Here is a 24,207-nt window from a genome sequence, read left to right as displayed (position 1 = left end):
ATTATTTTCTTTCATTCTTATTGATTTTGTATATATTTTAGTATAATACTCCCCATTTTTAAGACAGCTACTTACATTGTAAATTTAATGCTGTGGATATGAAAAAATCGAGAAGAAAATTTAGCTCATCCTTCAAAGCCAAAGTAGCTTTAGAAGTGATCAAAGATCAATTTACTCGATAATCGAGATTTAAATGCTCCGAGGCTTGCCTCGAAATCAAAATGTTTTTTTCAATAAATGCCTCTTGGGCTTGCCCCGAGGTAGTTTACTTTACAAGAAATCGTCTCAAAGTTTGATATCCATCCTACCCCAATATTCATTTGGAAACAAACGTTTATAGAAAATTCTTCAAGAATTTTTGATTCCCAAGATCAAAACAGAAGAGACAGATAAGGAAAAAAGTGCTCTTTATAGTAAAATAGGTCAGTTACAAGTCGAGAATGATTTTTTAAAGAAAGTCTTGGAGAAATGAGCAGTACTCAGAAACGGCAAAAAGTTGTAAAATCTCATCCGAAACTAAGCCTTAATAAACAATGTAAGTTATTATTAGAAATTAATCGTTCAGGCCTATATTATAAGACCAAAGGAGAAAGTTTATTGAGCTTAACCTTAATGAAAGAAATCAACAAGCACTTGGCTCCCCCTTGTTATGGTGTAGAACGTATGACTGATTATCTCAAGTTGGATTTAGGGTACAATGTCAATATTAAGAGAATTAGAAGACTTTACAGGTTAATGAGACTTCAAACTATATATATATATATGAAATCCAAGACAACCATAAGGGATGAGACTAGTATATATACCCTCATCTATTGAAAGATCTTAAAATTGATCATTCTAATCGGGTTTGGCAAACAGATATCACTTATATTCTAATGTTTCGCGCGGGTATGTATATGGCCGCTATCATTTTTGCGATCAAAAAAAGTCGGAATGAGTTCTATATAAAAAGACTACTAATTTTTAGTTTAGTAGCCTTTCTTTATTTTTTAGTGAATCACACCATCATTAATTAAATATTTTTTTGGTAAAATCACCACTATCATTTTTTATCTTAATAATATATAGCCCTTTAGCTCCTAACAAGGTGCTGTTAATTTGATATTGATTTTCTGTAAACTGCTTATCAAGAATCATACGTCCTTGTATATCATATACTTTTAGGAGATTCATTCCTGCGTTTGCTCCTACATCAATAGTTACTTCTTTTCCTAATGTAGGATTAGGATATACACTGAACCCTACAGATTTCTGACTATCGATATCATTTGCTCTAGATAGCCCATATTGAATATTAAATCTTTCCTGATTTCCAATATTAGTTTTACTACAAGTCATAGATCTGGTCCCATTTTCTGAACTTAGATATTTGCCATTATTTCCTTTTAGACTGTAAACTTGATTTCCATGATGTATCAGTTCGAATTTTTCCCAGGCTCCTACACGAGGTCTATCACAAGTGATTGGTTTAGTTCCATTTTCTGAGCTCACATAGTTTCCATTGTTGCCTTTTAGCGTGACAATATCATTACCATTTGTACTACCGATTACTTTAATTTCGAATTTTTCCCAACCGCCTATTTGATTGCGGTTACAAGTCATTGGTTTAGTTCCATTTTCTGAACTCACATATTTTGCGTTATTTCCTTTTAACGCAGCAACAGCAGTATTTCCTCCATTGCCCCCACCTGTTGAATTTCCATTAACAAGCTTATAGGTTCGTACCCAATCATAATAAGCCGTGTTTTTATTTCCATTGTTCATATCGGCATTTGATGGTAATCCAGGACCCCAGGTAAATGCTTCCATATCAAAAAACATAAACATGTCTTCATTAAAATCATATGGCAACGTAACACTTGCTACCTGACGACCATCGCGATACCAACGAATGTTTCGGCTATCTACCCACCATACACCATATACGGCATATGCTGATGAGTTGCCTACATTCCCAGGGTTTTTATAATGTTTTTGAGTGGTTTTATCACAATCAAAACCACAAGGTTTAGGGAAATAGTGTGTGTTCATTTCCATGGAGTAGTCCAAATGCCTCCATCTATTGTTTTTAACTTCTCCCCAGTTTTCTATGACATCAATTTCTGTCTCGCTGCCTTGCATCCAAAAGGATGATACGATCGCCATATCGGCGTTTTTGATACGCGCTTCTGCATACATTCCTTTTTTAAAACTTTTTGATTTTGAAGTAAGACAGGCTGTCCAGATAAAATCACCTTGTCTGTTAGAATTGCGAAGCGACCCTTTAAGACGTAAATTTCCATTTTGCCAGGATAAATTGTTATTATTAAATTGACTTGGTGATCGTCCACTCCAGTAAGGATGACCTTTTTGCCATTTACTACTGTCAAACGAATTAAAATCATCTGTAAGCTGATTTACTTTTTGCCATTTTTTCCCTGATGGTGGAGTTGGTTGTGCGGTTAATGTAATACAATACATGTAACTGAATAGGATAGACAGAACTACCCTATAAAAAGAATACCTTTTCATAATTTAAGTTTGTGTTGAATATGTTATATAATAGTTAGTACAAAATTACATAAAAAAAATCCTATATTTTTAAAGGGATATAATTATTTATAACAACAAATGTGTTAAATAATAGAATATATGATATGTTTGATCTGTTAATTATGAGGATTTTGTATGGGTGTGTTTTTTTTGTGATGTGTTTTTTTTATGCTGGTTTTGATGACAAAAAATCAATAATTATGAGGAATTTTTATAAAAGTAGTTTTAATATTACTCCTCAATTTTTTCTCTGAGGTGAAGCAGCTTAACATTTTTGAGGTATACAAGAAAAAGATCAAATTCGAATGGATAATTTTATGTCAGAAGAGATGGTGTGCTAAGAAAAGAATTCTATAAAAAAGAGCTATCAATTAGTATTAATTGATAGCTCTTTACTCGATAGTCGAGATTTGAATGTTCCGGGACTTGCCTCCAGATAATTTACTGATTTTTGATTGATGAAATTTTGTTTTATTCGATAATCGAGATTGAAATGTTCCTGGGTTTGTTCAGAAGTAGTGTACTGGTTAATTCATTCCCGATGATCAAAAATGAATTTTTATTCTGATAGCCTGTTCGATTGATATCTCAGGGTCTTGTTCTTTTAAGGACTTGATAAACCCTGGAGTTACATTATGAATCTTAAGACTTTGAGCTTGATCAGCGGTAATATTCTTGTATCCTATATCTTCAAAGGAATTTATAAACTCAGGCGTTATGTTATGAATCTTAAAAGACATAATAGCGGCTAAAGGAAGATCATCAAACATTGTTTTTTTGAATTGACGAATATATTCCGGGCTTATATTGTGTGTTTTTAGAGACATAGCATCTTCTATAGAAATGTTCTTAAATCCTGCTTTTTTAAATGTATCGATAAACTCTGGAGTGACCTGATGTATTTTTAGTCCCACGATATCATCTAATGGGATGTCTTTATATCCGGCTTTATGATAACGCTTGATAAATTCTGGTGTAATATTATGGATTTTGAGAGCTATAATTTCATCAATTGAGGCCTGTGTATATCCTAATTTCTTGAACTGTTCTATAAAATCATTTGGCATCTGCTGATTATCCTGAGATGCATTGCCAGAATTACTTGTCGAACTGGATTGAACATACGTGTTGTTATGCCAATTAGAAGTGTGCTGTGTAGAGATTTTAACCTGACCAGGAGTAATGTCATGAATTTTCAACTTGATAACTTCTTGTACAGAGAGATTCTTTTGTCCGGCCTTCTTATAGGATTCAATGAGGTTTGGAGTCACATTGTGCACTTTTAATTTTTTTGCTTCTTTTAGAGTAATATTGGGATATCCTACTTTTCGTAAGCTTTTAATAAATGCAGGTGTGACATTATGTATTTTGAGTTCTTTAGCTTCTTTTAGTGTTATGTTTTGATATCCGATATTTTTGTACTCCTCAATATATCCGGGAGTCACATTATGTATTTTTAGATTTTGGGCTTCCTTTACAGAAATATTTCCATATCCTTCTTTCTTAAAATCGCTAATGAAATCTGGAGTGACATTGTGTATTTTTAATTTCATATAGTCATCAAGTGACATGTTGAGATGACCATTATCCGTATACGATTTAATAAAGTTTGGCGTAAGATTATGTATTTTAGCTTTTATAACCTTTTTTAATGATACTTTCTGCTCACCTATTTTATTAATAAAGGATATATAGGGGATATCAACATCAAAAAGATTCAGCTTACTTATTTCCTTTATCGTATACGTATTATATCCAAGTTTTTTTAGTTCGTTTCGATACATTTTTAATGTATCCAAAGGAAGTGATTTATGAATAATATCTTCAAAATCATCTTGATTGATAGCAAGTCCTTCATTTTTTAGATAGGTAAGATAATTCGTGTCAAAATCGGTTAAAAAACAGTGTATTAGCTTTTTTTGATTACCTCTTAGTCCATAATTTTGTAAAGATTTTATAAACTCGGTATTAGGTGTAAACGTATACCTGCCATTGCCAATCGATCCATCAAATGTTCCAATAAGAGTCATAGTCCCGGCTTCTTTGGTAATTTCGAACTTTTGTTTATCTCCTTTAGGGAAATCATCAAAGAAAGAAGCGTCATAGCATCTGGTAGTGGACCAGAAACTTTGCTTAAGTGGTTCTGCACTGCGATACATAATACATAATTTTCCAGCTCCGACTTCTGCATCCCATACGCCTTTGGTAACATCATTTTTGTTTTTTTCTTTTTGTTGTAATTCTCGTGAGCTGGTGTCTGGTTTTGCAGAGGTAAAATCCTCATTTTCTGAAGGTACTTTATTAGAGATAACCGGATTAAAAGATAATACAGTAAATACTAATAATGGAATAATGATTAGATATTTCCATCCTGATTTTGCAGTTGATTTTTTAGAATTCATCATGAGTATTCGTTTTTTGAGAAATGATTGATTGTAACTTGTTGCCAGTCCTGTAGGCATATCTGGAGTTGAGACTTTTAATAAATTCATTTGGTATACTTCTTTGTTTTCACCGATGTTTAGCATACCATTATCGGTGAGGTATTCTAGGTTATTATCAATAGCTTTTCTGTAGAGCCAGGCAAACGGATTAAACCATTGTATAGTAACCAACAGTTCTACAAGAAGCATGTCCATACTGTGTTTACCATCTATATGTATTTGCTCATGCTTTAGAATTTGCAGATATGTTTCTGGTGTATACAGATTAGGATTTATAAATATTCTATTCCAAAAAGAGTAGGGAGCGTGATGGGTAGTTGTTTCTACTATTTTGTATTTATCAAATTCTATAGTTGGATATTTAAACATTCTATACAATAAAACACCTAATTGTAATAAAAAGTTACCCCCAAAAGCCAGAACTCCAAAGAAATAAATATAGATTATAATGGACTTCCAGTTTATGTTTATAGAAGCAGGAGTTATATTAGTTTTTGTATCTTCTGTATGAGTAGTGACCATATGATCAGGAACTAATGCTTCCTCTTCCATATTTTTGAGATTGATATTCTCTGATTGTTTTGTAGAAGATGTCTGAAATATTGGTTCTTGAAAAAAAATAGTTTTCAGAGAAAGATTTTCTGGAACTGACAGAAACGGTAAGGCAAATGATATCAGTACTAATGAAAGTAATGTCCATCTGTTTAGCTTATAAAACGTTTCTTTAGATAGAAATAAAATATAAATAACATAGGATAAACCTATAAGAGCTGAACAATAGATGATATAAGTCATTATTTATTATTTTTGATGAGTTCAATAATTTCCTCTAGTTCTTTTGTGTTTATTTTTTCCTCTTTGGCGAAGAATTTTACTAATGCGAGCGGAGAATTATCAAAATAATTAGTAACCACTTCCCCCAAAACTTCTTTTTGATATTCATCTTTAGATATTACAGGATGATATTGAAAACTATTTCCGAAGGCTTTATGATTAATAAAGCCTTTTTCTTCTAAGATCTTCACAATCGTAGCTGTTGTATTATAATGCGGTTTTGGATCAGGAAGCTCTTCAATAATTTCTTTTATGAAAGCTTTTTGTAGTTTCCATAAACTTTGCATGATCTGTTCTTCTCTTTTAGCTAATTTTTGCATACTCCTGTAATTTGATAGAACAAATCTACTACTAATTAATTAGTTTTACAACTAATAAATTAGTAGTTTAACTAATTTATTAGTATTTTTTATATTAAATATTTGATTTTCATTTGTTTAGTATGGGTGTGTTTTGAAAATATAATGATTTAATAAGAAAGGATTGTTAACAAGAGGCGTGTTGCAAGAAATTATTTGTAGAAGTATTAGGTTCATAATTTTGACATAAAACATTATGATTAAAACTATTCTTAGTTGTTATGTTTCTTTAAAAAAGAATCATTTATATAAAGTTTTACTTAGATTTTTTTTTAAAAGAATTTCATAAAATAAAATTGAAGTAAACCTACTATATATAATGGGCATAGTTACGCTGTGGTAGCTATCTAAATACAGACATATTTATTTTGAAAAAACTAGTAATGTTATTACTGAAGGCATCTTCTTTACCTCGTTTTTTTCTGTTCAAACAAAAAGGCAAAAAAGAGATTCATAATGTCTCAATAATAAATTTAATAACAACCCCTGATTTATATCATAATACAAAAATAAATATCATCGGATATATTGGTGTTGAATTTGGCAGAGATGCTATATACCTCCACAAAGAAGATTATGAAAATGGTTTGATGATAAATAGCATAGAATTGTTTCTAAAAGAATCTCAAAAAGATGATATTCAGTATGGTCTCAATTATAGATACGTGATTTTAGAAGGAATCTTTGATAAAAACAGTACACACTATAATTACCTTTTTAATGGATGTATCAAAGAGATTTCCAGAATTGATAAGTGGCTTTCCAGATCTGAAATAAAGAAAATCACGATGGATTGCAGAGAAGTTAACAGTTAATTATGATCAAAGATCTTTATAACTTTGGTAGAAGTTAATGAATCAATTGTTTCGATATTAAATGGCGATGAATATGAACCATTGCCATTAAAAAAAGCAAGCACAATTTATTTTTATAAAGGGAAATTTTAGTTTAAAAAATGTTAGGTATCTAACATTTTTAATTTAAAATTTCCCTTAATATTGTATAACCGATTTAAATATACTATCACAATGGGTACCTGGAAGTTTATAAGATTAATTTTTTAAAGAATAGTTTTTTTGCAAATAATAGGTTTCTTAAGTAAAACAGGTGTAAATTAATGTTTTTGCAATTTTAATTTTTAAAAAACTTTCGGGTACCACTGATAATAGTATAGTCAAGCTTTAATTTTTTATGTAAAGATGTATAAATATTGTAGTAATGTAATTCTTTTTTAATAATATTTTTTGAATTAAGAAAAAGTATCTAGTAGGGCATAATTACAGTATTGAATAACATGTACTTTTTTAAGATTTTTTTTATTTTTAGATTAAAATGTAGTAACTTATATAGTATTCTTACTAAAAAAAATGATTACTTTTTTTGATAGCCAGTAAATTTCTCCGAGGTAGACTCACTAAGTGTTTTTTGTTTTAACCATTTCTTATGGGACATGCCTCGGGGTATTTTTAGATAATCGAGATTTAAATGCTAAAGGGGTTTACCTCGAAATCGAATAGTTTTTTCTCAATAAATGCCTCTTGGGCTTGCCTTGATGTAGTTTACTATTGCAGCACAAAATTTCTTAGAACGGTAGGTTACTAAGATCAACATTTCCACCGGAGAGAATCATTCCTATTTTTTTAGAGGAAAATCTTTCTTTTTCCTTTAATAAAGCAGCAAGAGGTACGGCACATGAAGGCTCTATAATAATTTTCATTCGTTCCCAAATCAATCTCATTGCGCTGGTAATTTCTTCTTCTTCTACCCTTATAATTTCTGATACATATTGCTTAATGATCGGAAAAGTGATATCACCAAGTGGCATTTTAAGTCCATCTGCTATGGTGTGAGTTGTTTTATTGGTTTCTAGTTTTCCGCTTATCAGAGAGCGGTAGGCATCATCAACAGCAAAGGGTTCTCCTCCAATTACTGGGCAATTCTTGCCAAAGAAAAAACTGGCTAATGAGGTTCCTGCAATAAGTCCGCCGCCGCCTACGGGAGCGAATATATATTGAAGATCTGGTTGGTCTTGTAATAATTCCATAGCGGCCGTTGCCTGTCCCAAGATTACATCGATACTATTATATGGATGTAAGAAAGTAGCTCCTTTTTCCAGTTTTAGTTGATTAGCAGTCTGTTCTCTGCTTTTATGTGTAGGGACACATTCTATAATTTCACCCCCATATTCTTTTACGGCATCTTTTTTTACTTGTGGTGCATTTGATGGCATAACGATATAGGCTTTTACAGCTAAGTTTTTTGCGGCAAGGGCAAGTGCTTGTGCAAAATTACCTGATGAATGAGTTACAACTCCTCTTGCTCTTTGTTCATCTGATAACCGAAGAATGGCATGGGTAGCTCCTCTCATTTTAAAAGCTCCCATCCGTTGAAAATTTTCACATTTAAAATAAAGTTCTGTCCCTGATATTTTGTTGAGCAGCTGTGAGGTGAGTACGGGAGTTCTATGTATAAAAGGGAGGATTCTTTTATGGCAGTTTTGTAATTCCTGTGATGTCATTTCTATATGAGTTTACAGCGACTAAAAGTAAACTATTTACTTAAAACCAGTATTTTATATAGACAATTTTAACTCGACAATCAGAATATTTTTTTCCAATAAATACCTGGTGGACATTACCCCGAGGTAGTGTACTCATAAAATAGCATAGGTGTCATCGTACATTGCTTTATTGATGATCATCAATACTATTGTTTGGATATAAATCAGATGAATAAATCAAGTTATTTTTTGTTTTTATGTCTATTGGCGCGCTTATAATTTTGGAGATTGAGGAGGTGTTGTCCAATATCCTCAATAAGGATAGATGCTGTAGATAGTTTAGATTGTATAGAATATATTTCTTTTTTTTGAATTCCAAAAATGCCAGGTGTACTAGTCTTTATATAAGAAGTCTTGCTAATAGTTTCTTTAGAATTTATATTAAGATTGTTTACAGACGATTCCGTTACTTTTCCGTCCTGACATTGAATTGATAAGAAAATGATTAAGATTCTAAGTTTTTTCAAAAAAATAAATTTAATTTTTAAAATTGATATAGCTTATCATAAAGATGTATACACTATGTGACCAGAAGTTCATTTTGAGAAATGGATTGCCTTTCAAAATTTACTTTCCGCACACAGGGAGTAGTTTTTTGGACGTATTTTATAACAATACTGAAAAAACCTACTTCATTATAATACAGTAGTCAAACTTTTCGGTGAAAAACCACTTCTTAGGATGAACTCATAATAAAAACAGGATTAAAAGGTATTCCCCTAATTGATTATTGTTAAAATTTAGTTAATACTTAAGAATTGAATAGTTTTTTTCTAAGTGACCGCTAGTGATGAGTATCATCAAATCATTTTTAACTTAAATTTTCACCATTTCCGATTTAAAAGATACAGTAAGATTTCCTCTTTTTTGTGTATACAAGAAATTACTGTTTCGTATATGAGCTTTTATTAAAACAGGTGATATAACTTAAAAAAATAGGGTAACAATTCTTAGCCCACAGGGCTATATAATATAGATTCGTTGATACATATTGGTTTATGATATATAGATCACTATTAATTTTAAAACAAAATAAAATGTCAAGAGAAAATTATGAAGCAAAGGAAGCAGTATTAGAAACATTATGACAAGACTAGGTGAAAGCACCCTCAATTCCTGTAGATGTTGGCTTATGGGAAGCAGAAAACCTTTTTGTATGGGCTACAGAGGATCAGAAAACTTTGGTAAGTAGTGGATTAGATTGGGAAGTGTATGTGAATACATTTAAAACTGATAAAATATAATTAAATAAAGCTTTCACTAAAATTTGTTCTTTTCCCCTTATGCTTCAAAATAAAAATTAAACTAGGGGCTTAGGCTGTGCTGAACTTTTCTTTTTTGCCTAAAGAAAAAACAACTGTATTTTATTTGGGTAATTTTAAAGCAAAAATGGTATTATATCTCGTGCATCATCTATTTTTAGACTAGAAATAAACAAAAACCAAGAGGCGAGGATGTTTTTTTATGGCAATTCTTTAGGTACTTTTGAAGGAAATTTTGCAGATATGTAACGCCTGTTTCCCAATGTGGATTTTCAGATTTACATTTACCTGATATTGTAGTAGAGATAAAAAAAATGGAAATATTAGAAAAATTTAAAGCATTAATTGAAGAACATTTTATGGAAGAGCATGATATAGCTTTCTATGAAAATAAAATGAAAATAAAACCAAAATACTTAAGCAAAGTATCTAAAAAATTTAATCAGCCTCCACCTTGTCAGCTATTACTTCAAAAACAGATTGATCATAGTCGGCACCTTCTAATACATACAGAAAAAACTGTAAAAGAAATTGCTTATGAAATGAATTTTCAGGATCCTTATTACTTTAGTCGGGTTTTCAAAAAAAAAACAGGAGTATCACCAACACAATATAGAGAAATTCATAAGTGAACCTTTGTCTATTGTTTCTCCTACTTATCAAGATTAATTTTGCATCATAATTTTAATCTTAAAACATGAAACAATTTATTAAGCATACCATTGAAAGTGCTCCAGAAGCATCAAAAGATTTACTGAAATACGGAGAGAAAAAGTATGGAATTTTACCCAATCTGTTCCGATATATGGCAGGAGCTCCAGCGGCTTTAGAAAGTTATATTGATCTATTTAACACTTTTTCCAGAACATCGTTTACAGGAGGTGAACAACACCTTATTTTATTGTCGATTAGTATCATTAATAAATGTGACTACTGTATTGCTGCGCATACACGAGCTGCAAAAGCCAATGGCATTTCTTCTTCTATTTTGAATGCAGTACGAAAAAAAAACGGAATAGAAGATCAACGCCTGAACATGTTAATTAATACCGCTCAAAAAATAGTGGAAACAAATGGGAATATGGACGCTGAAGACTTAAATAGATTTTATGATGCAGGTTTCTCTCCTGAGAATCTTATGGAAATAATAGTAGGAGTTTCATTAAAAACTATAAGTAATTATATTAATCACATTACAGAAAATGTAATCAATGAACCACTAGAGCCTTTTGCTGTAGGTAAAGAAATAAAGGACTAATACTGTTTGTTGTTTGAATATTCTTTTACCGAACTCATCTTGACTTTTTTTATTCCCTGAAAAATGCTTCAAATTCATCCATATTTCGTTACTTCTTTTGTCTGTAATGCTATTATAAACTACAAAAAGTGCCTCATCTGGCCAAATTTCAACTCATTTTCGGTTAAAAATAAAAGTCAAGATGAGCTCACAGTAACTTCTGAGGATGGTATAATACAATAAATAAACAGAGAGTTTTTGATTTATTACAAAGGCTCTCTGTTTACCATATTGTGTTTATAGGCGGTCAAAGTGATTTGATTTTTTTAAAACAAAAGGCAAATAGTCTACACCACTTCGATAAGTATTTTCTATTCTTTAGAAAAAAAGAAGCATTCGTTTACTAACCAAGAACTATGTATCCTGAAGAAACCTTACCAACCCTTTTAATGATGAAGCATGAATCAGAGTAGGGGTATGTGCATTATTTTTTCTAAAGATGCTGTTTCTTTTAAAAGACAGGATGGGAATCACAATATATGTACATATGTTCGAGTTGGATATAATTTTTAGCATAAAAGAACAACTAATAAAGAGAATGATCGGGTATAATGGTAAGGTATTTGTGGTGGTGTTTTTATCAATTTGATAATACTTTCTATGATAAAAAACAGTACGATATTAGTAAGTATCATTATAGTAATAAGTTCATTTTGTTACGGTCAAAATACGTATTCATATTTGCAGCCCAAAGAACTCGGCGATGGATGGAAAACGAACAGTTTACAATCTATAAAAGTAGATACCACCAGGATACATAAGGTGTTCGATCACCTGAAACATACCAAGAATAAAATCCATAGTGTTTTGTTAGTAAAAAATGAACAGCTAATACTTGAGGAGTATTTCAACGGGTATTCAGCAGATCAGCCGCACGACCTTCGTTCTACGACAAAAAGTATACGGTCGATTTTAATGGGAATTGCTATTGATAAAGGATTTATAAATACAGTTGATGATCCGATATCAAAGTACTTAAAAACTATCGTACCTCAAAAAAACCTTGATCAGAGAAAGAATAAAATTACAATTAGAGATTTGTTGACTATGTCCAGCGGACTTGATTGTAATGATTGGGATAAAAAATCAAAAGGGCAAGAAGATAAAGTTTACAAAAAAAAGGATTGGTTACAATATACACTGGATTTGCCTATGATCCATGAACCAGGAACCGTTTCAAATTATTGTTCTATGGGTGCAGTGTTACTTGCAGAAATAATAAGTAAGGCTTCAGGAATGACAATAGCTCAATTTGCAGAAAAGTATTTGTTCATCCCATTGGGGATTGATAATATACGTTGGGGGCATACTTCTGATAAAAAAGTTATAGCATCAGGAAAAAGACTCTATATGACTTCCAGAGATATTGCCAAAATAGGACTATTGGTTCTCAATAAAGGGCGGTGGAATGAAAAACAATTGGTTTCCAAAGAATGGATTGAAGAAGCAACTACGCCAAAAACAAAAATTACAGGAATTGATTATGGTTATTTATGGTGGAACGTTCCGTTTATAGTAGATGATAAAGTGATTATATCTAAGACTGCAACAGGAAACGGAGGGCAATATATTATGGTTGTTCCGGCATTGGATATGGTAGCTGTTTTTACTGGTTACGCTTACAATTCTCAAGAGGATAAACTAGCTTTTGCCATAATGAATGATATATTTTTACCAACATTCATAGCAAAGTGACAGGGAGCGTATTCATGCTTGCTGAGGTTTGAGCATATAGAAATAGAGAGTATTTCAAGATATAATATTATAATTATAACCCGTTGTACATTTAGGCATTTTTGAGATAAAATTCGTCAGTTTATACACTGGATAAAATTTTTATTGGATCTCTACCATTGACGCTTTTTTTAATATAGAACACAAGATGAGTTCATAATTATTTCTAAATGCACAACAGGTAATTTTAGTAGTTTTTTAAGTTTTTTTTAAAATAAGGGGTAGGGTAAAACATGTAATGTTCGTTTTCTTATATGAAATGTCTAGACAACATAATATTTTAATGTAAATAAAACCTTAAAACCTATGAAAATTCTTAAAACCTTTTTAACATATTAATAGCCGTGATTGCATTCATATCTTGCAAAAAAGAAGAAAAACCAAACAAAATTTTGATAGGGTAACTAATATCGATGATCCACTTATCGATATAAGCATCAAAAATGATTGTGCAATCAAATTTATACATTATTCCAGTGTTGCAGTTATTGATGCTCAAGGAGCTTTTTTCTTATAAGAGATTCACGTTCTTACCATATCCTGATTAATTGATGGGGTTGTAGTGCTCTCAAATATATTGACATGATCAGTTTTTTATATAATGGGTATCCTTATAAGGATATATAAATTCTGTTTTGAATCAAAATTTTCTTCTTGTGAGTTTTTATAACAATGTATTGAGATTAGTGTATGCTAATTAAATGTAGTAGGCAAAGTCATAATGAGTAAACTAACTCGATGCAAGCTTCGAAGCATTTAAATCTCAATTATCGAGTAATAGTATATTCTATGATGTCATGCTATAAAGCTAAAATATTTGATATAAAGAATGCTCTAATGAGTGAGTATATATCAAAAAAGGAGTTTTACTTTATATAATGACCCTTGAGTTTACCATGCCTGTAGTTTCTATAGATTATAAGGTCTATTCTCTAATTTATTTTGATGTAATACATTTTGTTTTTTTAAAAGAATACATATCACAGCTATAAAGAGCAAGATCTTACAGTATCCATTCTACCTATATTTTATGGAGCAATGGTATGATATCAAGATACAGTTTACTCCGTGTAATAAGGTTATTCATTTTTTTTTCAGGTACGAGATTTCATTTTTAAAATTAAAATAAGTGTATCAAAAAAATAGTAAAATAAAAAACATGAAGAATCTATACAAAATTATAGTAGTATGGTGTACATGCATCACAGTATTCTACGCACAATCTACACCAAAGTCTCAATTACCAAAGGGGCATCAATTGTATAAACAATTAAAATTAGCTGATAAACAAGCTAAAGTGAAGAAGGATACTGTAAATCCCTTTAAGACAAAAGATCGTGCAGCAAACCGAATTTATTATGAATTGGATCGTACTTGTGATCCTGTGACGAGAAAAATCCCGAATAATATATACAAGAAAGAACAGGCATTTGTAAAAAGTAAAAAATCTCTAGCATTTAATAAAACAACTTTACAGAAATCAAATACCGATTGGGTAAACCGAGGTCCTTACAATGTGGGTGGCCGCACCCGTGCATTGGCAATAGATATTAGTAATGAAGATATCATTCTTGCGGGAGGAGTTTCTGGAGGTATGTGGAGATCAGAAGACGGAGGAGAAAGCTGGCGCAAGGTCACCCGGCCATTTCAGAATCCCAGCGTGACTGCAATCGCTCAGGATCCAAGACCAGGATATCAGCATATCTGGTATTACGGAGGTGGAGAGCAGCTGGGAAGTTCTGCAAGCAGTAATACCCCCAATCTGTATACTGGTGTAGGGATGTATAAATCCCAGGATGGGGGAAGAACCTGGGAGATACTTACTGCTACTCTAGATAATTCTGTCAATACAGTGTCTCCCTTTGATCTGATTAATAAGATAAAGGTACATCCAATTACTGGTGATGTCTATGTAGCGACTATGAATGGAATTCATCGCTCACAAGATGGAGGTAGAAGTTTTGAAGAGGTATTACCTGCGGGAGCTAATCATATTACAGAAATTTTAATCACTTCTTCCGGAAAATTGTATGCCTCTGTAGGTGTTAATATTTCAGAATTTGCAATAAATCCAATAGAAGGGATTTATACCTCAGATAACGGTAAAGATTGGGTAAATATTTCTGACAAAGAAGGAGTGTTTTTAAAAGACATTTTTGACAGATCTGTGCTGGCTGTGAACCCTACCAATGACAATGAGCTGTATGTTATGTCAACTAGAAGTTCTTTTGTCCGATTATATAAGTATAATGCTGATAACAGCCAGAAATGGACAGATCTGTCTGCTCAGATTCCTGCCCTAAATGGTTTTATTGGAGGTTTAGATACTCAAAGGGGATACAATATGGTCTTAGAAATACATCCGCAAGATCCGGATTTTATTATTTTTGGAGGAACAAACTTGTTTCGAACTACAGATGGATTTGTATCAAGGGTAGATGATACTCCTAATAATTGGATAGGAGGATATTCGCCTAAGAATGATATTTCCTTATATCCTGACCAGCATCCGGATATGCATGCAGTAGTTTTTTATCCTTCTGATCCTGATCGAGTATTAAATGCCAACGATGGTGGAGTATTCAGAACAGAAAATATCAGAGAGAGTCGCTCTTTTGAGGAGCCAGTGGATTGGGAGTCTTTAAATAATGGATATTTAACTACGCAACCTTATGCCATTTCTTTTGATCCAGAAACAGAAAGTGAAGAATTATTGGCAGGTTTTCAGGATAATGGAACCTGGTATACAGATACAAATAATCCAATAATTCCCTGGGAAGAAGAATTTGGAGGAGATGGTAGTTTTAATGCATTTGCCGATAAAGGACGTACTCGTTATGTATCTACTCAATTTGGGAATATTATTCGCATTAATTATAATGAAGATGGAGATCTGGTTTCCTATGCCAGAGCACAAGCTCCCGCAGGAGGTTTTAGTTTTATTACTCCTTTTGTATTGGACCCTAATGATGATAATATCATGTATGTTCCTGCTTTCAGATCCCTATTCAGAAATAGTAATATGGATGAGTTACCTACATTTACAGATATTGATAATGCTCCAGAAGTATCTGATATCAATTGGAGAAGTATAGCATTGGTACCTTCTGTCAAAGATCAGTTTGATAGAGAATTAAATCAAATTACGGCAGTAGGAGTTTCTAAATTTCCTGTGCCTCATAAGGTTTATTATGGCACGGGACAAGGACAGCTTTACCGTATGGATTTTGCAAACCTTACCTCTTCAGAACCCGTAGCGATCTTTAAAGATAAAGGGTTTCCAGCGCGAGGGTTTATTAGTAGTATAGAAGTAGACCCGAATTATTCGGATAGGGTAGTAATCGCTTTTTCTAACTATAATGTTAAAAGTATTTTTTTGACAGAAGATGGAGGTAACACCTGGACTGATATCAGTGGTAATCTGGAAGAGAACAGAGATGGTACAGGTAATGGTCCATCTGTAAGATGGGTTAGTTTTTTGGGGAATAGAGATGGGCTACTGGCAGCTACCAGTACTGGTTTATATTATACCAACCGAACATTGGGAGATCATACAGTATGGCAATTAGAGAGTCAACAAATTGGAGATGGAGTCGTTATGCAAGCCAAAACCCGAAAAGATGGATTTGCAGTATTGGCAGTACATGGTAATGGAGTATTTAGCAAAAAATTTAATGTAACTCCTCCTGCAGGATCTCAAACATTATTTGTTAATGAATCTCCAGAAGATATAGAGTTTACATTAGATGAAACCCCAAAAAGGATAAAACTGGATTTGAAAGATGTTTTTAAAAATGAAGATGTTACAGGAAGTATATCTAATGCTTCTATACAGATATTTGCAGAAAATACAAATACTGACTTTATAGATACCCGTATTGATGCAGATAATTTTTTATGGATAACTTTTAAAAGACTTAATCGACCTGTTCCTGATTATGATAGAGAAGGCGAAGCGATCATACGCTTAATAGGAACATCTGATGAACAAAAAATTGCAACAGAATTTACAGTTAAATCACTACAAGAACCTTTTTATGATCAAATAAAAGATATCAATAGTTTTACAATAGATTCTAAAAAAATTCTTACTTCTATCCAAGTGGAAGAACCTAATGCAACGTTAGGAAAACTATTTGCAGAAGTAGCTGATGATATAACGGTGCCAAAAGGAGAAAAATGGCGAATAGATCGTATAAGAGGATTGATACAATCATCAGCATCTTTTGGTAATAGAGGAGAAAATTCTGATATCGCAACCTTACGTATTTATGGAGATGATCAAGGAAAACCTGGAGCACTTATTATAGAAAGAACAAGCCAAATGCGTGTAAATCCTCAAGGTTTAGTTATAAGAGGATATTTTGATCATATTTTGTCAGAACCTATTGAACTTACTGAAGGTATCTATTGGATTGTTTGGATAAAAGAAAATAAAAGTTCGATACTTAATTCATACGGTTTTTTATCCACGGATATTCCTGAAGGTGATCCCAGGTATGAAGAAGCAGGAGCCAATGCTCATTTTAGGGCGAGTTTTTTTAATGTTGGAGATCCGGTAATTTGGATGCCTGTCAATGCATCAATAGGTAATGATTTGACTACCAGAAGTAATCTTGCATTTTCCTTATTTGGTGATGTCGTCAATAATGAAATAGAGAACAACGGGAAAGGAAACACGATAGTAGCTGATATGTTTAGGCTCTATCCGAATCCTACACACGATTCTTTTACGATTGATTTTGTAGATCAGATTAGTAAAGAAACCTTTGTAAAAGTTACAGATATGACAGGTAAAGAAGTGTATAAAAATAATTTACTTCATAATGATACTGGATTAATTATTGACACGTCCCGATGGTCTAAGGGAATGTATTTGGTAAATGTAAAGAATGAGAATATAGAACGCACCTCAAAAATAACAAAATTATAACCTATGTTGATTCATTTTAAATTTTTTAAAATTGATTTTATACTATGATTATGGTATATGATACGGATTAAAAGTATTGAATAAATAAAAGAGGGTGTTTGACTTTTCAAACACCCTCTTTTTATTATGAATCTTTCAAAAGATTTTTTTGTTGAAATGAATTAGCATTTTTAGTCCTTTAATTGGGGAAAATTTATTAAAGATTAACCAAAAAATACTTTCAGATTAAATAAAATAAAGACTAGATATGTATATTGTTTTTTGGGGACTAAGCAATTTTTAGATTAGCTATTCACTAATATTTTTTTATTGATAACAGAGTTATTGTTTGAAATTCTAAGGATGTATACCCCTGTACTTAGGAATGAGGGTAATTCTAATTGATATTCACGATCTCCCATTTTTATGTCTTTATGCAAAACTTCAACTCCTTCCATAGAATAAAGTGATGTAGTATAATGACCTTTTGGTAACTTATGAATAGATAAAATATCGCTCATAGGATTTGATATAAGAATTGTGTTATCCATAATATTTGCTACAGATGAATTTGAAAGAACCGGAGCGGTGTCTCCACAAAGTACAAAGTTGTCAAACCCAAACCCCCAACCGGGTTGAGATGCAGAACCTCCATCATCATACTCTATTGTAACAGATAGATTACTGGTATCTAAATCTGTTGGAATAAGTTCATTAAATATTGCATCAGAAGTAATAGCGAATTGAGTATCATCATCATCTAACCAGGGAGATAATGTAGTTGTCCAGGTTAGAAGATCTCCTCGCCAATAGTATGTTTTTGTACCGTCTGTTATGGAAAGTCTTGTTTGATCACCAGTGACAAAAATAGTTTCATCAAATCCATAATCAAAAAATAATTTTATGTTTTGCTGATCAGAGAGATCAACAGTTGGAGTAGTGGCGGTGGCTACGTTATTTTGAAAACTTTCACCGATAACAAAATCATCAAAACTTGCCCAATTACTGCTGCCAGCATTCGTAACACCTACGCCAAAGGCACTATTATCAAAACGCCATTTCCTAATATCAGGATCACCACTACCAGATACTGTAAAAGTCCAGTCAGATGGTTCTCCATTCTCAAATGTTTCTACAAGTCCCGAATTATTACTGCAAAGAGGTGTGCAATTTATGGTGAGTGTGTAATCAGATATTGCTGTTTTGTGTCCTTCAACTGCAATATAATAGGTGTTTTTAGCATCAAGGTTTGCTACAGCCCTCTCATCTACAGTACTACCTATTTCAAAACTTCCGGTCACCGCTTTAGGATTACTACAATCTGAAAAGATCACCAGTTCCAGATCATCTGTAAGGTTTGTTAGTGTAACCTCTACCGTAGATGGTTCAGTTAGTATAAGTTCATAAATTTGTTCTACTCCTGTGAGTCCTGTAAAAAACTCTCCATAAGATTCTATATTATTTTCACCGTCTTCTAAATCTCCTGTAAGACTCATACCACATTGTATGATGAATGGATCAGAGCAGATCCCTGCATTTTGACCCTGAGCAGGTGAATACAAAAATAAAAATGACGATAGAAATAAAAATGTTTTGTGAAATGTGTAAAAGATAATTTTCATTAGTAGTGAGGTTTAAAAAAGATTGATTTTAATAGTAAACTACATTCTTTGATCTTTAAATAATTAAAACCCTTTAAAACAGCTTCATACTATAGTTTTAGTTTCTTTTTATTAATCTAAAAAAAAGAAAGTCATCACTAAAATTTTCAGACTTTATTAAAGAAAGCTGCTCTTTAATTATTAGAATAAAAAGCGTCTTATTTACTTAATCCAACAATGCTAGTCTACTTTATATACTACTAACAGTGTTGTGTAATATTTCCCTAATCTAAAATCGTTAAAAATTAGTTAATTTTATTGAAATAATGATTTCAAAAGAGGAACTCATCCCCAGTCATGCCGTGACCTGCAAAATTTACATTTTGTACTTTAATTTTATCGTTTTTTTTGACCTTAAGGCTGTGCTGAAAAAACATCAGTTTTATGACTGTACAAAAGCTAAAATTTTCGATGGAATCGACCACTCAAGATGAGTTCATTTTCTGTTTTCCTACATTGGAATATTTTAGATCAATTGCCGTATTATTTGCCTAGATTAATAATGGAATTGGTATTGTTTTATATAGATATTGTACAGAGATTAGATAGTTGCTATAAAAATATCAACTTCTGCATCTTGCGGGTTCTGGGCTTTAGCTCCGTAAACTTCAAAATCCGTAATGTATAGTCTCTGTATATCAGATTTCCAGATATTTTCCCATTCGCTATAGATAACACCTTTGGTAATATCGCCTTTGGCAGTAAATTGCGTATAGTTTCCTTCTTTTATGATGGTACTCACCATTTTTTCAGGAATAGTATCCGTGTTTTCTACCCGACAACCCAGAATCATCGTATATCCTTCGGTATAATCACTTTCATAATCAGTATAGATCGCATAGACCGTGTCATTGATTCTATTTGGGATTTGGGTAAGGATATCTTCTGACATAAAAGTATTCCATAAATCTCCAATATCTTTTGCAAAATCATCGCTCTTTTTGTTAGTTCTTACAGAAATACCAGTTACTGTGAATGAATCAAGTTTTGTAGTCATTATTATTTTGTTTTAAGTTAGAATCAAAACAAAAGTACACGTGTATTATGACAGAGGTGTGTCAGGGGGATACTTATATTTTTTAGCACATTCATTAAAGTATTCTTGTAAGGTGAATGGATGGGGTGTAAATGTTTGATGGAGCGTACTGATCGTTTTGATATGGTCTAATCTGAAGGCTCTGAAATCTTTACGAAGCCTACAAAAAGCAATTAAAATCCAGTTTTCTTGTGTGCTATATAGCGCAAAAGGCTCAATCTCTCTTTGGGTAATATTGCCAGGTATAGAATGGTATTCTATATGCATTAGATTAAAATTGGTAATAGCAGATTGAATCGTCATCAGATTTGTACTGGTAGTCTGATTTGTATGAGTACCTCTAATGATAATTCTTTCTGAGAGTAATTCTGTTTTTTCTTTTTGATTGTTGCGCAATACTGCTTTCATTTTTGTGATAGCGCTTTTATAATCTTCTACAAAAGAATTATCTTTATTCTTAAGAATGAGTTGTTCTGCAGTAATAAGTGCATTGGCTTCATTTTGTGTAAACATAACAGGAGGAAGCGTAAATCCTTCCATCAACGAATACCCTTTTCCTTCTTCGGTAATTATCGGAATACCAGAATTCTCCAATGTTCGTATATCTCGATATACAGTACGAATACTTACCTGATGCTTCTGCGCTATTTCTCTTGCAGTAAGAATCTGTTTAGACTGTAATTGGGTTAGTATGGCTGTCAATCTAGAAAGTCTGGGTTTTTCCTGAGTACTCATTGGCTAGAAATAATTTATGAGAATATGAAAACGAAGGTACTTGTAAAATTCTAAATAGTCAACCTTAAGAAAGTTTTGTTAAATGAATCCAAGTTTTCTGAAATCTTTATTCAAAATAGGAATATCACTAACGTGCAACCAATGATTTAGTATAGTCGCGTATATACTTCTAAAATCCACGCTGTACTTTATATCACCATTATGATCCAGATCAGATAAGTTAGGCAGCTCATTATATATTCCAGCTTTTTTTAGAGCACCGCCAATAATCACTACATTATTTGCTGCTCCATGATCAGTTCCCCGACTTCCATTTTGTTTTACCCTGCGACCAAATTCTGAAAAAGTAAGAATTAAGGTATCTTTAAACCGATTATTCTTTTTTAAATCTTTTACAAGTGCACTTATAGCTTCTGCATATACACCCAGTAATCGATCCTGACTATTTAATTGATTTACATGGCTATCAAAACCACTGAGAGAACTATAAAATATTCTGGTTTTTAATCCAGAAATAATGAAATCAGCAATGGTTTTTAGATGCTGGGCAAATGGAGATTGTGGATAGTCCGTATCTGTAGCAAAGATTTTGGAAGTTTCATGTATGTATGAGGCAGAAGAATATGTCTCTAACATGGTTTTATAAAGATATCCCTGATTGTCTTCATCCAGCATTTCTTTGTTTGTGGTAGAAACAAGGTTGTTAAAAAAGGGTTCCCGGGTAGTTTGATATAATTGATTAGGGTTAGAAACAGCAATGCCATTCATACGATTTCCTTTTAGCGCAAGAGAGAGTGCAGTATCTACTTCTATCGCCTGATGCGGGTGTTGGCAGTTGGCATCCAGATATCTCCCTATCCAACCGGTTGATAGATATCGATTTGTATCACTTGCAGTTTGCCAGATATCAGTGCTCCTAAAATGAGATCGGTTGGGATTAGGGTATCCTACATTATTGATAATAGATACTTCTCCCAGGTCGTATAGTTCTTTAATAGCTTTCAGGTTACTATTAAAAGCCAGATCATCTGTTATTTTGAGTGTATGATTGTTTTTTTTGGCGATATCAGGTCTCGAGCTATGATAGATATCATTACTAATGGGGATAATGCTATTGAGTCCATCATTTCCTCCCGAGAGTTGAATAATAATTACATTTTTATATCCAGATAATTGATCGGGTGATAAAAACTCCATTCCTTTTAGAAAAGAAGGAATCAATGTTATTCCTGAAGCAAAAACGGATTGTCTTAAAAAATCTCTTCTGTCCATAGTTTTTAGTCTTAACAAAGTTGATATTCAGGTAAACTCATTAATTCAATAATAAAATTTTTGGTGTTTTTAGCCTTTAATGTAGAGATTACGGCTGCAGCTCCCATAGATACTGTAGGTTGTATGATAAAATCGATTAAAGATTCTTTATCTTTTTGATACAACTCAGTAAGAAAAGTATTCCAATCAACTTGAGTTTTTACTTTCTTTTCTATTTGAGATTTTCTCTTTTTATAACTGTTTTGCTTCATCTTTATGCTTTCTGGTGTGTCATTTTGATCGTACCATTCTATAACACCATTATTGAGAATGACAGAAGCTAATTTCATACGGAGCATTAGTGTAGAATTGTCAATCCAGGTTTTTCGACCAGGCCAACCTGCTACATTGGGTGGGAAGAATAATAGTTGGTTTAGTTTTCGTTGTAGGTATATCAGTACTTTTGAGTTCGTGTAGGTTACATCAAAAGCTTTATTGATGCCTACAATAAGTTCGACTGGGGATTTGATTTTGACTCCAATATTTTCTGTAGTATAGAACCAATTGCTATGTAGTATTTTTTTTAGTAAGATTTCCAGATTATAATTAGCATTATAAAAAATATCGGTCAGTTCTTCAATATGTTTAGCGTTTATTTTGTCATTAATAAAATAACGATATATCTTCTCTGTGATGTACCTGGCAGTCTGTTTTTCTTCGAGTATTATTTTTATGATATCTTCTCCAGTAAAACGTCCAGTCTTTCCCAGAAAGGTTTTAGTACCATTATCGTGATGGTTTTTTCTAAATACAAACAGACCTTCTTTGTTAAAATTCCAACCGGTAAAAGCTCTGGCAGCTTCTTTTATGTCTTTTTCGGTATATCCGTTATCTCTTCCTAGAGTAAATAGCTCCATGACCTCACGGGCAAAATTCTCATTAGGGCGATCCTTTCTATTCTGCCGATTGTTTAGGAAAAGGAGCATGGCTGGAGATTTTGAAACTTCTAGTAACATTTCTCCAAAATTTCCTAAAGCGTGTTTTCTGATGATATTATTAAGATGTAAACAAGCTCTGGGAGATTTTAACCGTACTGCAAAATGATCATGAAAAAATAAGGTTAGCTTTTCTCTAAGTGTTTGTTCTGTACTGGTCAATTGTGTAAGCCATCGTACTGAGAGTTCTAGCATTTTTTCATTGCGAAGCTTTCTTAGTTTTTGTCTTTCTTCTCTTGGTAAGGTTTTAGGGTCTTTTTCTAATGTTTTAAGATCAAGGTACAGGGGAGTTTCTTCTTTGCTTCGATAAAATAATTGCTCAATGATTTGTTCTTTAGAAAAGTTTCTGATAGTTTTTAATTCTACTGAAGTAATCCCAAAACCAGTTCTCCAATAGAGGTGTTGTATCTCTTTATCACTAAGATTATGCATACGTATAGCTTTCTTGTTTTGACTTAGAAAACTATAAAAGGTTTAATCAAGAAATTGTATTTGTGATGAAAAGCAGAATGAATCTCAGATATTCCGGGGATAAGAAACCGTACTATAGTGTAGACAACATGTAAAAAGACATTCAAAGAAAAATGGATTT

The 24,207-nt window shown here is 32.4% G+C and carries 17 protein-coding genes; 7 read left to right on the top strand and 10 right to left on the bottom strand.

All coding sequences use genetic code 11. From position 1 onward, the window contains the following. Nucleotides 1-468: 468 nt before the first annotated feature. On the top strand, nucleotides 469-819 hold the full coding sequence (locus F0000_RS28550; RefSeq protein ID WP_149622968.1) for an IS3 family transposase: 351 nt from the start codon (nucleotides 469-471) through the stop codon (nucleotides 817-819). A gap of 192 nt (nucleotides 820-1,011) precedes the next feature. Here the strand turns inward: F0000_RS28550 and F0000_RS01720 are convergent, their stop codons facing one another. The 3 genes from F0000_RS01720 to F0000_RS01710 all read right to left on the bottom strand — a co-directional run bounded on the left by F0000_RS01720 (nucleotide 1,012) and on the right by F0000_RS01710 (nucleotide 6,133). Further along, nucleotides 1,012-2,463: a T9SS type A sorting domain-containing protein gene (locus F0000_RS01720; RefSeq protein ID WP_223148863.1), complete on the bottom strand. Its 1,452-nt coding sequence runs from the start codon at nucleotides 2,461-2,463 to the stop codon at nucleotides 1,012-1,014. A 617-nt stretch (nucleotides 2,464-3,080) separates the two neighbouring features. Further along, nucleotides 3,081-5,774, bottom strand: a complete 2,694-nt coding sequence (locus tag F0000_RS01715) for a M56 family metallopeptidase (protein ID WP_149622966.1) — start codon at nucleotides 5,772-5,774, stop codon at nucleotides 3,081-3,083. After that, a complete protein-coding gene (locus F0000_RS01710) occupies nucleotides 5,774-6,133 on the bottom strand; it encodes a BlaI/MecI/CopY family transcriptional regulator (RefSeq protein WP_149622965.1) in 360 nt (119 codons plus the stop codon). The genes F0000_RS01715 and F0000_RS01710 overlap by 1 nt, the downstream gene beginning before the upstream one ends. Before the next feature lie 407 nt (nucleotides 6,134-6,540). Between F0000_RS01710 and F0000_RS01705 the strand changes: the two genes are divergently transcribed. After that, a complete protein-coding gene (locus F0000_RS01705; protein ID WP_149622964.1) occupies nucleotides 6,541-6,987 on the top strand; it encodes a hypothetical protein in 447 nt (148 codons plus the stop codon). A 767-nt stretch (nucleotides 6,988-7,754) separates the two neighbouring features. On the opposite strand, the gene F0000_RS01700 is transcribed toward F0000_RS01705, so the two are convergent. After that, the gene (locus tag F0000_RS01700) at nucleotides 7,755-8,690 is read right to left on the bottom strand and encodes a pyridoxal-phosphate dependent enzyme (protein WP_149622963.1); all 936 of its coding nucleotides are present in this window, start codon (nucleotides 8,688-8,690) and stop codon (nucleotides 7,755-7,757) included. Between the two features lie 224 nt (nucleotides 8,691-8,914). Next, entirely contained in the window at nucleotides 8,915-9,199 is a 285-nt protein-coding gene (locus F0000_RS01695; RefSeq protein ID WP_149622962.1) for a hypothetical protein, read from the bottom strand. 630 nt (nucleotides 9,200-9,829) lie between these two features. Here F0000_RS01695 and F0000_RS27585 point away from each other — a divergent pair. The 5 genes from F0000_RS27585 to F0000_RS01675 all read left to right on the top strand — a co-directional run bounded on the left by F0000_RS27585 (nucleotide 9,830) and on the right by F0000_RS01675 (nucleotide 17,958). Beyond that, nucleotides 9,830-9,976 carry a hypothetical protein gene (locus F0000_RS27585; RefSeq protein ID WP_188111994.1) on the top strand — a complete coding sequence of 49 codons (147 nt, stop codon included), beginning with the start codon at nucleotides 9,830-9,832 and terminating at the stop codon, nucleotides 9,974-9,976. A 332-nt stretch (nucleotides 9,977-10,308) separates the two neighbouring features. Then, nucleotides 10,309-10,626 (top strand): helix-turn-helix transcriptional regulator, encoded by a 318-nt coding sequence (locus tag F0000_RS01690; protein ID WP_149622961.1) that lies wholly within the window; start codon nucleotides 10,309-10,311, stop codon nucleotides 10,624-10,626. Between the two features lie 65 nt (nucleotides 10,627-10,691). Continuing rightward, a complete protein-coding gene (locus tag F0000_RS01685; protein ID WP_149622960.1) occupies nucleotides 10,692-11,252 on the top strand; it encodes a carboxymuconolactone decarboxylase family protein in 561 nt (186 codons plus the stop codon). Nucleotides 11,253-11,891: 639 nt separating this feature from the next. Then, nucleotides 11,892-12,986, top strand: a complete 1,095-nt coding sequence (locus tag F0000_RS01680) for a serine hydrolase (protein ID WP_149622959.1) — start codon at nucleotides 11,892-11,894, stop codon at nucleotides 12,984-12,986. Between the two features lie 1,198 nt (nucleotides 12,987-14,184). Then, nucleotides 14,185-17,958, top strand: coding sequence for a T9SS type A sorting domain-containing protein (locus F0000_RS01675; protein ID WP_149622958.1), 3,774 nt, complete (start codon nucleotides 14,185-14,187; stop codon nucleotides 17,956-17,958). Between the two features lie 284 nt (nucleotides 17,959-18,242). Here F0000_RS01675 and F0000_RS01670 read toward each other — a convergent pair whose 3' ends face one another. The 5 genes from F0000_RS01670 to F0000_RS01650 form a co-directional block, all read right to left on the bottom strand. Further along, a complete protein-coding gene (locus tag F0000_RS01670) occupies nucleotides 18,243-19,559 on the bottom strand; it encodes a T9SS type A sorting domain-containing protein (RefSeq protein ID WP_149622957.1) in 1,317 nt (438 codons plus the stop codon). Nucleotides 19,560-20,139: 580 nt separating this feature from the next. Then, nucleotides 20,140-20,595, bottom strand: coding sequence for a GyrI-like domain-containing protein (locus tag F0000_RS01665; protein ID WP_149622956.1), 456 nt, complete (start codon nucleotides 20,593-20,595; stop codon nucleotides 20,140-20,142). A gap of 45 nt (nucleotides 20,596-20,640) precedes the next feature. Beyond that, nucleotides 20,641-21,369 (bottom strand): YafY family protein, encoded by a 729-nt coding sequence (locus F0000_RS01660; protein ID WP_149622955.1) that lies wholly within the window; start codon nucleotides 21,367-21,369, stop codon nucleotides 20,641-20,643. A 78-nt stretch (nucleotides 21,370-21,447) separates the two neighbouring features. Further along, entirely contained in the window at nucleotides 21,448-22,641 is a 1,194-nt protein-coding gene (locus tag F0000_RS01655) for a DUF1501 domain-containing protein (protein ID WP_149622954.1), read from the bottom strand. An 11-nt stretch (nucleotides 22,642-22,652) separates the two neighbouring features. Beyond that, complete coding sequence (locus F0000_RS01650; RefSeq protein ID WP_149622953.1) at nucleotides 22,653-24,047, bottom strand: DUF1800 family protein; 1,395 nt, start codon at nucleotides 24,045-24,047, stop codon at nucleotides 22,653-22,655. Between the last annotated feature and the right edge of the window lie 160 nt (nucleotides 24,048-24,207).

The organism is Aquimarina sp. RZ0, assembly GCF_008370685.1.
Classification (GTDB): domain Bacteria; phylum Bacteroidota; class Bacteroidia; order Flavobacteriales; family Flavobacteriaceae; genus Aquimarina.
Note: the sequence above shows the minus strand (reverse complement) of the source record. Positions and strands in the feature narration are given on the sequence as shown.

What these genes read in the sequence shown, in the direction of transcription:
- F0000_RS01675 (WP_149622958.1), top strand. Translation starts at nt 14,185, where the DNA reads ATGAAGAATCTATACAAAATTATAGTAGTATGGTGTACATGCATCACA.
- F0000_RS01685 (WP_149622960.1), top strand. Translation starts at nt 10,692, where the DNA reads ATGAAACAATTTATTAAGCATACCATTGAAAGTGCTCCAGAAGCATCA.
- F0000_RS01720 (WP_223148863.1), bottom strand. Translation starts at nt 2,463, where the DNA reads ATGTATTGTATTACATTAACCGCACAACCAACTCCACCATCAGGGAAA.
- F0000_RS01715 (WP_149622966.1), bottom strand. Translation starts at nt 5,774, where the DNA reads ATGACTTATATCATCTATTGTTCAGCTCTTATAGGTTTATCCTATGTT.
- F0000_RS01710 (WP_149622965.1), bottom strand. Translation starts at nt 6,133, where the DNA reads ATGCAAAAATTAGCTAAAAGAGAAGAACAGATCATGCAAAGTTTATGG.
- F0000_RS01650 (WP_149622953.1), bottom strand. Translation starts at nt 24,047, where the DNA reads ATGCATAATCTTAGTGATAAAGAGATACAACACCTCTATTGGAGAACT.
- F0000_RS01680 (WP_149622959.1), top strand. Translation starts at nt 11,892, where the DNA reads ATGATAAAAAACAGTACGATATTAGTAAGTATCATTATAGTAATAAGT.
- F0000_RS28550 (WP_149622968.1), top strand. Translation starts at nt 469, where the DNA reads ATGAGCAGTACTCAGAAACGGCAAAAAGTTGTAAAATCTCATCCGAAA.
- F0000_RS01690 (WP_149622961.1), top strand. Translation starts at nt 10,309, where the DNA reads ATGGAAATATTAGAAAAATTTAAAGCATTAATTGAAGAACATTTTATG.
- F0000_RS01700 (WP_149622963.1), bottom strand. Translation starts at nt 8,690, where the DNA reads ATGACATCACAGGAATTACAAAACTGCCATAAAAGAATCCTCCCTTTT.
- F0000_RS01665 (WP_149622956.1), bottom strand. Translation starts at nt 20,595, where the DNA reads ATGACTACAAAACTTGATTCATTCACAGTAACTGGTATTTCTGTAAGA.
- F0000_RS01660 (WP_149622955.1), bottom strand. Translation starts at nt 21,369, where the DNA reads ATGAGTACTCAGGAAAAACCCAGACTTTCTAGATTGACAGCCATACTA.
- F0000_RS01655 (WP_149622954.1), bottom strand. Translation starts at nt 22,641, where the DNA reads ATGGACAGAAGAGATTTTTTAAGACAATCCGTTTTTGCTTCAGGAATA.
- F0000_RS01670 (WP_149622957.1), bottom strand. Translation starts at nt 19,559, where the DNA reads ATGAAAATTATCTTTTACACATTTCACAAAACATTTTTATTTCTATCG.